The following is an 11,229-nucleotide window of genomic DNA, read 5'->3' on the forward strand; positions in this document are numbered from 1 at the left end:
GCCGGGGCTGTTGATGAATTTCTGTTAGAAGGGTGCATCACCCAGGATGGTCGCCCGATGCATCACCCGCCGGTTCGGCCGGTAATCATCCACCGCAAAATGCTGGGTCACGCGGTTGTCCCAGAACGCCACGTCATTCTCCTGCCAGCGCCAGCGAATGCTGAACTCCGGCCGTGTCGCATGGGCGAACAGCAGCCTCAGCAGTGCATCGCTTTCCAGCTCGCTCAGCTCATTGATGCGCGTCGTAAACCCTTCATTGACGAACAACGCCTTGCGCCCGCTCACCGGGTGCGTGCGCACCACCGGGTGCGACAGCGGTGGGTTGTTGCGCCGGGTGGCCTCCCAGCGCGCCAGGTCTTCTGGCGTGGTGCCAAAGCGCTCCAACGGGAACGACTTGGTGAAGTCGTGGGTGGCGGTCAGCCCGTCTAGCATCTCACGCAGCGGCGCCGACAAGGCTTCGAACGCCGCAATGCCGCTGGCCCACAGGGTATCGCCACCGTAGGCCGGCAGTTGCTTGGCACTGAGCACCGCGCCCAGCGCCGGGGTCGGCAGAAAGGTCACGTCGGTGTGCCACACGGCGTTGTCGCGCACATCGGTCACTGCCGTATCGAGCACCAGCACTTGCGGGGTTTCTGGCACGTTCGGGTAGATCGGGTGGATGTGCAGGTCCCGAAGCGGGCGGCAAAGCGCGCCTGTTGCTCCGGGTTGATCGGCTGGTTGCGGAAGAACAGCACCTGATGCTGCAGCAGTGCCTGTTCGATGGCGTCACGCGCTTGCGCGCTGATATCGCGGCTGATGTCCACGCCGCTGATCTGGGCGCCAAGGGCCGGGCTGAGGGGGGTAATGGTCAGGCTCATGTCTTTTCTCGTGCTAGGCGCCGGGTTGCCGGCGTGGTCAGTCGGCAATCAGTGGCTCTGCCCATGCCAGGGCACCAGTTTGCGTTGCAGGGCACGCAGGCTCATTTCCAGGGCGAAGGCGATCAGGGCGATCAGCAGAATGCCCAGCACCACCACGTCGGTGACCAGGAACTGCGCCGCCGACTGCACCATGAAGCCCAGGCCGCTGGTGGCGGCGATCAGTTCGGCGGCGACCAGGGTCGACCAGCCGACGCCCAGGCCGATGCGGATGCCGGTAAGGATGTCGGGCAGCGCACTGGGCAGGATCACATGGCGGATCAGCTGGGCCTTGGTCGCACCCAGCGACTGCGCCGCCCGCAGCTTGGCCGGGTCGACCGTGCGCACACCGGTGGCGGTGGCAATGGCGATGGGGGCGAAGATGGCCAGGTAGATCAGCAGCACCTTGGACAGCTCGCCGATACCGCACCAGATGACGATCAGCGGCAGGTAGGCCAGCGGTGGGATCGGCCGATAGAACTCGATCAGCGGGTCGAGAATGCCGCGCGCCACGCGGTTGTAGCCGATGGCGATGCCCACCGGGATGGCGGTGAGGGTGGCGGCCAGCAGGGCCAAGCCGATGCGGCCCAGGCTGGCGCCCAGGTGCTGCCACAGGCTGGCGTCCATGTAGCCTTGGGTGAGCAGTGTCCAGGCCCTGGCCAGGATGTCGCCGGGCGAGGGCAGGAACAGCGGCTCGATCCAGCCGGCGGCCGTCACCAGCCACCAGGCCAGCAGCAGGCTGGTCAGGGTCAGGGTGCTGATCCAGCGGGTGGACAGTGGGCGGCGCAGCTTGGCGGCTGGCCGGGCTTGGGTGTCGTGTTTGCCGGCGACCGGCAGGTCCAGGCTGCTCATGCGGGCTCCTGCAGGCTTTGGCGTTGGGAAAATACCCGCGCCAGCACATGCTCGCGGGTTTCGATGAAGGCAGGGTCGGACTTGATGGCCCGGGCCGATTCGCCAGCGGCGTAGCGCTGGCCGAAGTCCAGTTGCAGGCGTTCCACCACGCGCCCAGGGTTGGGGGCCAGCAGTACCAGCTCGCTGGCGAGGAACACGGCTTCTTCGATGTCGTGGGTAATCAGGAACACCGGCTTGGCGGTGCGCTGCCAGACCTGCAGCAGCAGTTCCTGCATCTGCTCGCGGGTGAAGGCGTCGAGGGCGCCGAACGGTTCATCCATCAGCAATACCCGAGGGTCGGCCGCCAACGCGCGGGCCAGGCCCACCCGCTGTTTCTGGCCACCGGACAACTGCCAGATGCGCCGTTCGCCGAAGCCCGCGAGGTCGACGAGGGCGAGCATTTCACGGGCCTTGGCCTCACGCTGAGCGCGGGGCACGCCGGCCAGTTCGAGGCCGAAGGCGACATTGCCCAGCACGTTTTGCCATGGCAGCAGGGCATCGTCCTGAAACACCACACCGCGCTCGGCACCTGGGCCCTGCACCGGTAAGCCGTCGAGGGTGATGCGCCCGCCGCTGGGGGCGACGAAGCCGGCGATCAGGTTGAGCAGCGAAGTCTTGCCGCTGCCCGAAGGCCCCAGGGCCACCAGCAACTGGCGAGGCCCCAGGCTCAGGTTGATGTCGGCCAGCACCGGGGTGCTGGCGCCAGGGTACTGTGCGCTGATGCGCTCCAGTTCGAGCAAGGCCATGACGGGCTCCGGATCAGTTTGGAAGGAACTTGGCGCTGACGTACGGCGAGTAGTCCGGCAGCACGGCTTCGACCTTGCCTTGCTGCTTGAGGAAGTTGGCGGTATCGGTCAGTGCTTGGGTGGTCGGCGCGCCCAGGGCATTGGCTTGGTCCGCAGCCAGTGGGTAGACGTTGCCCTCCAGCAGCACCGGGATGTCGCTGGCCTTGGCGCCGGACAGCTTCACCAGCTTGTCTACGTTGGCCTTGTCGGCCAGCCAGGCTTTCGGGTCTTTGCGGTAGTCGGCGTAGGCATCGAGCGTGACCTTGGCAAACGCCTTGACCACATCAGGGTGTTTCTCAGCGAAGTCCTTGCGCACGATCCAGGCGTCGAAGGTTGGCGCGCCTTTCTGGGCCAGTTCGCCGGAGGTGATCAGTACCTTGCCATTTTCCTTGGCCACGCCCAGGGCCGGGTCCCATACGTAGGTGGCGTCGATGTCGCCGCGCTTCCAGGCAGCAATGATGGCCGGCGGGGCCAGGTTGAGGATCTGTACCTTGGAAGGGTCGATGTTCCAGCTTTTCAGGGCCGCCAGCAGGCTGTAGTGGCCAGTGGAAACGAACGGTACGGCGACTTTCTTGCCGACCAGGTCCTGCGGGGTCTTGATGCTGTCGCGAGCGACCAGCGCCTCACCGGCACCAATCTGCGTGGCGATCAGGAAGGTCTCGACCGGCAGCTTGCGGGTGGCAGCCGCGGCCAGTGGGCTGGAACCCAGGTAGCCGATCTGCACGTCGCCGCTGGCCACTGCGGTGATCACGTCGGCGCCGTTGTCGAATTTGCGCCAGTCGATGCTGGCCTTGCTGGCCTTTTCGTAGTCGCCATCCACCTGGGCCACTTTGGCTGGGTCAACGGTGGTCTGGTAGGCCACGGTCAGGTCGGCAGCCTGGGCTAACCAGCTGGTGCTGGCGAGGGTCAGGGCAGCGAACAGGCGCAGCGGAGCGTGCGGGATCATGGTTGAACCTCTCGTCAGGCAATTGGGGGCTGGATGACGAGAAGGCTAAATGATCTAAGAAAGTTAAAATAAATAACTTTTTTGCATTAGCTTAGGAGACAAATGCTTTAAGCGGCTGGGCGCTCTGACGCGGTGGTTTCGCTCAATGGCGAAATCAGCGGAGCCTGCTAGGCTTTTTCGTCCCTATAGAACGATACGGAATTAGGTTATGAGCAAACGTTTGCAAATAACCAAAAGTTATGAATTGTGCGGCTGCTACAACGAATGGCAGTAAAGGTTCCAACCATATTCCGTAAAAATCTTACGAATTCATAAAACGGTCATTTTGGATTTATAGGATTGTCATTATCCTGTAGCGCAGGTGGCGTCTTAGACCAAAGTCGCGAAACGTTTAGAAACGATTGACTTAATGGTCACGCTTTGGGACTAAATCGCCAATCCACGGTGAGCGGGGCAGCAGACCCTTCCGCCAGAGATACACAAGAATTAGAACGTAGAGGAGCAAAACATGTACAAGTCCAGCCTGGCTCTGGCCGTGGCACTGGGGGTTCTCGCCCAACAAGCAGGCGCTGCCGGTTTCGTTGAAGACAGCAAACTGTCGCTCAGCTCGCGCACCATGTACTTCAACAACGACAACCGTGACGGCGGTGCAGACAACCGCGAATCGGGTCAGGGCTTCAAGCTCGACTACATCTCCGGCTTCACCGAAGGCACCGTTGGCTTTGGTGTCGATGCCCAGGCCCTGTGGGGTATCCACCTGGACGGTGGCCGTGGCAAGCACCCTGACAACAGCAGCTTCTTCCCAAGCGACACCGACGGTTCGGCTGTGAGCCAGTGGGCGCGTGTTGGCGCCAACGCCAAGGCCCGCTTCTCGAAGACCGAGGTGCACTTCGGTAGCGCCCTGGCGCCGAACCTGCCGATCCTGGTCTCCAACGATGGCCGTCTGCTGCCGCAAACCTTCGAGGGTGGCACCATCCAGTCGAAGGAAATCGACAACCTGACCATCAACGCCGGTCAGCTGACCCACGCCATGGGCCGTGCGTCGAGCAACCGTACGGGTCTGTCGGTCAACGGTGGTACCCAGGACAGCAACAAGTTCCGTTACGGCGGCCTGGACTACAAGCTCACCAAAGACCTGACCCTGCAGTACTACTACTCGAACCTGGAAGACTACTACAAGCAGCACTTCCTGGGCCTGACCCACGTGTTCCAGATCGACCAGGACCAGTCGTTCAAGACTGACCTGCGTTACTTCGACAGCAGCAGCGACGGCAAGAACGGCGAAGCCGGCTACCGCTTCAACAACAACGGTGGCTACGCCAAGAACACTGGCGAGGTCGACAACAAGACCTGGTCCGCGATGTTCACCTACACCCTGGGTGGCCACTCGCTGATGCTCGGCCACCAGCGCGTCAATGACGACGGTGGCTTCGTCTGGTTGAACCAGGGCAGCGTGGTTGACGGCAACGGCCGCAACGAAGGCGCCGGTGGTTCCAGCTTCTACCTGTTCACCGACAGCATGATCAACCAGTTCGCCAAGGCCGGTGAAAACACCACCTTCGGTCAGTATGCCTACGACTTCGCTCGCCTGGGCGTGCCGGGCCTGAAAGCCTCGGTTGCCTACCTGAAAGGTGAAGACGGCAAGAACGCCGTTGGCGGCGGTACTTTCAGCGAATGGGAACGTGACGCTCGCGTCGACTACGTTATCCAGGAAGGCACCTTCAAGGGCCTGGGCGCCAGCCTGCGTCACGGCGTATACCGTGGCACCGGCACCAGCTCGCTGGCTGACCAGGATCAGACCCGTCTGATCTTCAACTACACTTACAACTTCCTGTAAGCCGTAGCTGAACAAGAAGCCTCGCCTAGTGCGAGGCTTTTTTGTGCCTGCACATTCGTATGCATTATGGTTATAAATAAATCGTTATTTATTCTTTTTGTTTTTAACCGAATGCAGGCACATTGAACCCATACGGTACAGAACCCAGCCAAGGAGCCGCAGCCCATGAGCCTCAAACTCGGCGATATCGCCCCCGATTTCGAACAGGATTCCAGCGAAGGCAAGATCCGCTTCCACGAGTGGCTGGGCAATAGCTGGGGGGTGTTGTTCTCTCACCCGGCCGACTTCACCCCGGTGTGCACCACCGAGCTGGGCCTGACGGCCAAGCTCAAAGACGATTTCGCCAAGCGTGGGGTCAAGGCCATCGCCCTGTCGGTGGACCCGGTGGACTCGCACCACCGTTGGATCGAGGACATCAACGAAACCCAGAACACCGTGGTCAATTTCCCGATCATCGCCGACGCCGACCGCAAGGTATCCGACCTGTACGACCTGATTCACCCGAACGCCAGCGACACCCTGACCGTGCGCTCGCTGTTCGTCATCGACCCGAACAAAAAGGTGCGCCTGACCATCACCTATCCGGCCAGTACCGGGCGCAACTTCAACGAAATCCTGCGAGTGATCGATTCGCTGCAGTTGACCGACAACCACAAGGTCGCCACGCCAGGTAACTGGCAGGACGGCGACGAGGTGGTGATCGTGCCTTCGCTCAAAGATGAGGAAGAGATCAAGCAGCGCTTCCCCAAAGGTTACCGGGCGGTCAAACCCTATCTGCGGCTAACCCCTCAGCCAAATCGCTAATGGATTCCTCGTTGCATCGCTCTTAGCCAAGCAGGGATTTTCGGGCCGTTTCGACGGCCCTTTTTTATGCCTGCAGGCTTTTTGAGGCCTAGGGCTGCTGCGCAGCCCATCGCGACACAAGGCCGCTCCTACATGCAGGTCGCGGTCCTTTGTAGGAGCGGCCTTGTGTCGCGATGGGCCGCAAAGCGGCCCTAAGATCTCAAACCCTACAAAGCACTTTATGGAATAAATAAATGAAAAAATATGATTTCTAGATATATATGCCAGCTGTTAATGTCTGCTCCAACAGAACACAAGGAAGCGCTGCAATGCTGGTGGTATCAATCGGTGGTAGCCCAAGTTCCCGTTCACGCTCCGGCGTGCTGCTCGAGCGTTCGCGCCAGTGGCTGCAGAACCGTGGCGTTGAAGTGGTGACCTTCCAGGTGCGTGACTTCCCCGCCGAAGACTTGCTGCATGCCCGTTTCGACAGCCCGCAGGTGCAGCACTTCCAGCAACTGGTGGCCCAGGCCGATGGCCTGATCGTTTCCACCCCGGTGTACAAGGCATCGTTCGCCGGGGCATTGAAGACACTGCTCGACCTGCTGCCCGAACGCGCATTGGCCCACAAGATCGTGTTGCCAATCGCCACCGGTGGCAGCATCGCCCACATGCTGGCGGTGGATTACGCATTGAAGCCGGTGCTGTCGGCACTCAAGGCGCAAGAGACCCTGCAAGGGATCTTCGCCGACGACAGCCAGGTTGCCTACGCAGAAGGCGCCCGGCCGGCACAGTTGGTACCCGCACTTGAAGAGCGCCTGCACGACTCGCTGGAAACCTTCCACGTTGCCCTGGCCCGCCGGCCGCGCCCCGTGGCGCCTGGCGTACTGAACGAACGCTTGATCAGCGCTCGCTGGAGCATCTGAACGGCACTACCCGCTACACCACCTTACTCGCCCGACAACGAGGCAAGCAGGTGCAACCCGAACCTCATTCGCACAGGAGAGCGCCATGCGCACTGTCTTCTTGCGTCGCGGTCTGGTCGCCCTGTTTGCGGCGGCTGTGTCCTTCGGCGCCATTACTCAAGCCCAGGCCGAAAGCCTGCGTATCGGTTACCAGAAATACGGCACCTTGGTGCTGCTCAAGGCCAAGGGCACGCTGGAGAAGCGCCTGGCCGAGCAGGGCGTGCAGGTGCAGTGGACCGAATTCCCCGGTGGCCCGCAGCTCCTCGAAGGGCTCAACGTCGGGTCCATCGATTTCGGCGTAACAGGCGAAACCCCGCCCGTGTTCGCCCAAGCCGCTGGTGCCGATCTGCTCTACGTGGCCTACGAGCCGCCTGCGCCGCACAGCGAGGCGATTCTGGTGCCGAAGGGCTCGCCGATCCAGTCGGTGAAGGACCTCAAGGGCAAAAAAGTCGTTCTCAACAAAGGCTCCAACGTGCACTACCTGTTGGTGCGCGCCCTGGAAGACGCCGGCCTCAAATACAGCGATATCCAGCCGGTCTACCTGCCCCCGGCCGATGCCCGCGCGGCGTTCGAGCGTGGCAGCGTCGATGCCTGGGTGATTTGGGACCCTTACCAGGCCGCCGCCGAACAACAGCTGCAAGCGCGCACCCTGCGTGACGGCAAGGGCCTGGTCGACAACCATCAGTTCTACCTGGCCACCCGCAACTACGCGACCCAGCACCCGGCAGTGATCAACACGGTGATCGAGGAAGTGCGCGCCGTGGGCGAGTGGTCCCAGGCCAACCCGCAGGAAGTGACCGACCAGGTCGCACCGCTGCTCGGCCTGCCCGCCGACATCACCCTGACCTCGGTCAAGCGTCAAGGCTATGGTGCCGCGCCACTGACGCCAGAGGTAGTGGCTGCGCAACAGAAGATCGCCGACACCTTCCAGGCGCTCAAGCTGATACCCAAGCCGCTGAGCATCAAGGACGTGATCTGGACACCCCCGGCCAAGGTCGCTAGCGCGCCTTGATTGTTTCGCCTGTGCCGGGGCGACGCTCCGGCTTGAGCCACCCTTGAGGAGACAACTCCAATGAGCCTTAACATTTTCTGGTTCCTCCCAACCCACGGTGACGGCAAGTACCTGGGCACTTCCGACGGCGCTCGTGCGGTCGATCACGGTTACCTGCAGCAGATTGCGCAGGCCGCCGACCGCTTGGGCTTTGGTGGGGTGCTGATCCCTACCGGCCGTTCCTGCGAGGACTCCTGGCTGGTGGCAGCGTCGCTGATCCCGGTGACCCAGCGACTGAAGTTTCTCGTGGCCCTGCGCCCGGGCATCATTTCGCCGACCGTAGCGGCCCGCCAGGCGGCAACCCTGGATCGCCTGTCCAATGGCCGTGCGCTGTTCAACCTGGTAACCGGTGGCGACCCTGACGAGTTGGCCGGTGACGGCCTGCATCTGAACCACCAGGAGCGCTACGAAGCCTCGGTCGAGTTCACCCGTATCTGGCGCAAGGTGCTGGAAGGCGAAAACGTCGATTACGACGGTAAACACATCCAGGTAAAGGGCGCCAAGCTGCTCTACCCACCGATTCAGCAACCACGTCCGCCACTGTATTTCGGCGGTTCGTCCGAGGCCGCACAGGACCTGGCCGCCGAACAGGTCGAGCTGTACCTGACCTGGGGCGAGCCACCGAGCGCCGTTGCTGAAAAAATCGCCCAAGTGCGTGAAAAAGCTGCTGCCCAAGGCCGCGAAGTGCGCTTCGGTATCCGCCTGCATGTGATCGTGCGGGAAACCAACGAAGAAGCCTGGGCTGCCGCCGACCGCCTGATCTCGCACCTGGACGATGACACCATCAGCCGCGCCCAGGCCTCGCTGGCGCGCTTCGACTCGGTGGGCCAGCAGCGCATGGCTGCCCTGCACGGCGGCAACCGCGACAACCTGGAAGTCAGCCCCAACCTGTGGGCGGGTGTCGGGCTGGTACGTGGTGGGGCGGGAACCGCGCTGGTAGGCGATGGCCCGACTGTGGCGGCGCGGGTCAAGGAATATGCCGAGCTGGGTATCGATACCTTCATCTTCTCCGGTTATCCACATCTGGAAGAGTCGTACCGCGTGGCCGAACTGCTGTTCCCGCACCTGGATGTGCAGCGCCCGGAGCAACCAAAGACCGGTGGTTACGTGAGCCCGTTCGGCGAGATGGTGGCCAACGACATCCTGCCCAAGTCCGTATCGCAGAGCTGAGGGCTGGGCCATGAGTCGTGCAACTTCCTCCAACCTGGCCCAGCGCCTGGCGCCCTGGGCGTTGCCGGTGCTGCTGTTGGCAGCCTGGCAGCTGGCGGTCAGTGCTGGCTGGCTGTCGACGCGCATTCTGCCGGCGCCCAGCGCAGTGGTCAGCGCCGGTGTCGAGCTGGTGCGCAGCGGCGAAATCTGGACCCACCTGGCCATCAGTGGCTGGCGTGCCGGGCTGGGCTTCGTCATCGGCGGCAGCATCGGCCTGGTGCTGGGCTTCATCACCGGCCTGTCGAACTGGGGCGAACGCCTGCTCGACAGCTCGGTGCAGATGATCCGCAACGTGCCGCACTTGGCGCTGATCCCACTGGTGATCCTGTGGTTCGGTATCGACGAGTCGGCAAAGATCTTCCTGGTCGCGTTAGGCACGTTGTTCCCGATCTACCTGAACACCTACCACGGCATCCGCAACGTCGACCCGGCGCTGGTGGAAATGGCACGCAGCTACGGCTTGTCCGGCTTCGGCCTGTTCCGCCAGGTGATCCTGCCGGGGGCGCTGCCTTCGATCCTGGTGGGCGTGCGCTTCGCTCTGGGCTTCATGTGGCTGACGTTGATCGTTGCCGAAACCATCTCGGCCAACGCCGGTATCGGTTACCTGGCAATGAACGCCCGTGAGTTCCTGCAGACCGACGTGGTGGTGCTGGCCATCGTTCTGTATGCCGTGCTCGGCAAGCTCGCCGACCTCGCCGCTCGTGGCCTGGAACGCGTGTGGCTGCGTTGGCACCCAGCCTACCAAGTGGCCAAGAAGGAGGGCGCATGACCGTGCTCAAGGAACAGCCGCCACGCCTGTTGCGTGGCATCCCGCTGGCCTCCAATGGCCTGCGCAAAACCTTTGGCCAGCGCGAAGTGTTGAAGGGCATCGACCTGCACATTCCGGCCGGCCAGTTCGTGGCCATCGTCGGCCGCAGCGGCTGCGGCAAGAGCACCTTGCTGCGGCTGTTGGCCGGGCTCGACCAGCCCACAGCCGGCCAGTTGCTGGCCGGCGCTGCGCCGCTGGAAGAGGCTCGCGAAGAGACTCGCCTGATGTTCCAGGACGCACGCCTGCTGCCATGGAAGAAGGTAATCGACAACGTTGGCCTTGGCCTGTCTGGCGATTGGCGCCCGCGTGCGCTGGATGCATTGGAGGCGGTAGGCCTGGCCGACCGCGCCAATGAATGGCCGGCAGCCCTCTCGGGTGGCCAGAAGCAGCGCGTGGCGTTGGCCCGCGCCTTGATTCACCAGCCGCGCCTGCTGTTGCTGGATGAGCCGCTCGGCGCGCTGGATGCATTGACCCGTATCGAGATGCAGCAATTGATCGAACGCCTGTGGCGTCAGCATGGCTTCACCGTGCTGCTGGTCACCCACGACGTCAGTGAGGCGGTTGCCGTGGCTGACCGGGTGATCCTGATCGAGGACGGCGAAGTCGGGCTCGACCTCACCGTCGACCTGGCGCGGCCTCGGGCGCGTGGTTCACACCGCCTGGCGGCGCTGGAAAGCGAAGTGCTCAACCGTGTTCTGTCGGCCCCGGGCACTGCGCCCGAGCCGGATCCTGTAGCCCCTCTGCCCACGCAGTTGCGTTGGGCGCACTGAATGACCCACTTACCAGACTGAAGCCATAGAGAAGGAATAACATCATGACCATCAAAGCCATCAACGTCCGCAACCAGTTCAAAGGCACCGTGAAAGAAATCCTCGAAGGGCCAGTATTGTCGGAAATCGACGTGCAGACGGCCTCGGGTATCGTTACTTCGGTCATCACCACCCGCTCTGTAAAGGAGCTGGAGCTGCAGGTTGGCAGCGAAGTGATTGCCTTTGTGAAGTCGACTGAAGTGTCCATTGCCAAGTTGTAAGCATTCACCCCCAGGGCTGTTTTGCAGCTCTGGG

At 62.6% G+C, this 11,229-nt stretch carries 11 protein-coding genes and 1 pseudogene; 8 read left to right on the forward strand and 4 right to left on the reverse strand.

The window, feature by feature from the left end; all coding sequences use genetic code 11:
* Positions 1-24: 24 nt before the first annotated feature.
* The 4 genes and pseudogenes from tauD to tauA form a co-directional block, all read right to left on the reverse strand.
* A pseudogene (gene tauD / locus AB5975_11205) lies at positions 25-857 on the reverse strand (taurine dioxygenase).
* Between the two features lie 48 nt (positions 858-905).
* On the reverse strand, positions 906-1,745 hold the full coding sequence (tauC, locus tag AB5975_11210; protein XDR22319.1) for a taurine ABC transporter permease TauC: 840 nt from the start codon (positions 1,743-1,745) through the stop codon (positions 906-908).
* Positions 1,742-2,530 carry a taurine ABC transporter ATP-binding subunit gene (tauB, locus tag AB5975_11215; protein XDR22320.1) on the reverse strand — a complete coding sequence of 263 codons (789 nt, stop codon included), beginning with the start codon at positions 2,528-2,530 and terminating at the stop codon, positions 1,742-1,744. The genes tauC and tauB overlap by 4 nt, the downstream gene beginning before the upstream one ends.
* Positions 2,531-2,543: 13 nt before the next feature.
* On the reverse strand, positions 2,544-3,515 hold the full coding sequence (tauA, locus tag AB5975_11220) for a taurine ABC transporter substrate-binding protein (GenBank protein ID XDR22321.1): 972 nt from the start codon (positions 3,513-3,515) through the stop codon (positions 2,544-2,546).
* A 508-nt stretch (positions 3,516-4,023) separates the two neighbouring features.
* On the opposite strand from tauA, the gene AB5975_11225 reads away from it, so the two are divergent.
* The 8 genes from AB5975_11225 (at position 4,024) to AB5975_11260 (ending at position 11,195) form a co-directional block, all read left to right on the forward strand.
* The gene (locus AB5975_11225) at positions 4,024-5,352 is read left to right on the forward strand and encodes an OprD family porin (protein XDR22322.1); all 1,329 of its coding nucleotides are present in this window, start codon (positions 4,024-4,026) and stop codon (positions 5,350-5,352) included.
* A 165-nt stretch (positions 5,353-5,517) separates the two neighbouring features.
* Positions 5,518-6,156 carry a peroxiredoxin gene (locus AB5975_11230; protein XDR22323.1) on the forward strand — a complete coding sequence of 213 codons (639 nt, stop codon included), beginning with the start codon at positions 5,518-5,520 and terminating at the stop codon, positions 6,154-6,156.
* A 308-nt stretch (positions 6,157-6,464) separates the two neighbouring features.
* Complete coding sequence (gene ssuE, locus AB5975_11235) at positions 6,465-7,058, forward strand: NADPH-dependent FMN reductase (protein ID XDR22324.1); 594 nt, start codon at positions 6,465-6,467, stop codon at positions 7,056-7,058.
* Positions 7,059-7,143: 85 nt separating this feature from the next.
* On the forward strand, positions 7,144-8,109 hold the full coding sequence (locus tag AB5975_11240; GenBank protein XDR22325.1) for a sulfonate ABC transporter substrate-binding protein: 966 nt from the start codon (positions 7,144-7,146) through the stop codon (positions 8,107-8,109).
* Between the two features lie 60 nt (positions 8,110-8,169).
* Entirely contained in the window at positions 8,170-9,318 is a 1,149-nt protein-coding gene (ssuD, locus tag AB5975_11245) for an FMNH2-dependent alkanesulfonate monooxygenase (protein XDR22326.1), read from the forward strand.
* Positions 9,319-9,328: 10 nt separating this feature from the next.
* Positions 9,329-10,126: an aliphatic sulfonate ABC transporter permease SsuC gene (ssuC, locus tag AB5975_11250; protein XDR22327.1), complete on the forward strand. Its 798-nt coding sequence runs from the start codon at positions 9,329-9,331 to the stop codon at positions 10,124-10,126.
* A complete protein-coding gene (ssuB, locus tag AB5975_11255; GenBank protein ID XDR22328.1) occupies positions 10,123-10,935 on the forward strand; it encodes an aliphatic sulfonates ABC transporter ATP-binding protein in 813 nt (270 codons plus the stop codon). Before ssuC ends, ssuB begins: the two co-directional genes overlap by 4 nt.
* 44 nt (positions 10,936-10,979) lie before the next feature.
* Positions 10,980-11,195, forward strand: coding sequence for a molybdopterin-binding protein (locus AB5975_11260; GenBank protein ID XDR22329.1), 216 nt, complete (start codon positions 10,980-10,982; stop codon positions 11,193-11,195).
* Positions 11,196-11,229: the final 34 nt, after the last annotated feature.

It is taken from the genome of Pseudomonas putida, from assembly GCA_041071465.1.
GTDB lineage: Bacteria > Pseudomonadota > Gammaproteobacteria > Pseudomonadales > Pseudomonadaceae > Aquipseudomonas > Aquipseudomonas putida_P.

What these genes read in the sequence shown, in the direction of transcription:
- ssuB (XDR22328.1), top strand. Translation starts at nt 10,123, where the DNA reads ATGACCGTGCTCAAGGAACAGCCGCCACGCCTGTTGCGTGGCATCCCG.
- AB5975_11225 (XDR22322.1), top strand. Translation starts at nt 4,024, where the DNA reads ATGTACAAGTCCAGCCTGGCTCTGGCCGTGGCACTGGGGGTTCTCGCC.
- AB5975_11240 (XDR22325.1), top strand. Translation starts at nt 7,144, where the DNA reads ATGCGCACTGTCTTCTTGCGTCGCGGTCTGGTCGCCCTGTTTGCGGCG.
- tauB (XDR22320.1), bottom strand. Translation starts at nt 2,530, where the DNA reads ATGGCCTTGCTCGAACTGGAGCGCATCAGCGCACAGTACCCTGGCGCC.
- AB5975_11260 (XDR22329.1), top strand. Translation starts at nt 10,980, where the DNA reads ATGACCATCAAAGCCATCAACGTCCGCAACCAGTTCAAAGGCACCGTG.
- ssuD (XDR22326.1), top strand. Translation starts at nt 8,170, where the DNA reads ATGAGCCTTAACATTTTCTGGTTCCTCCCAACCCACGGTGACGGCAAG.
- ssuE (XDR22324.1), top strand. Translation starts at nt 6,465, where the DNA reads ATGCTGGTGGTATCAATCGGTGGTAGCCCAAGTTCCCGTTCACGCTCC.
- AB5975_11230 (XDR22323.1), top strand. Translation starts at nt 5,518, where the DNA reads ATGAGCCTCAAACTCGGCGATATCGCCCCCGATTTCGAACAGGATTCC.
- tauA (XDR22321.1), bottom strand. Translation starts at nt 3,515, where the DNA reads ATGATCCCGCACGCTCCGCTGCGCCTGTTCGCTGCCCTGACCCTCGCC.
- ssuC (XDR22327.1), top strand. Translation starts at nt 9,329, where the DNA reads ATGAGTCGTGCAACTTCCTCCAACCTGGCCCAGCGCCTGGCGCCCTGG.
- tauC (XDR22319.1), bottom strand. Translation starts at nt 1,745, where the DNA reads ATGAGCAGCCTGGACCTGCCGGTCGCCGGCAAACACGACACCCAAGCC.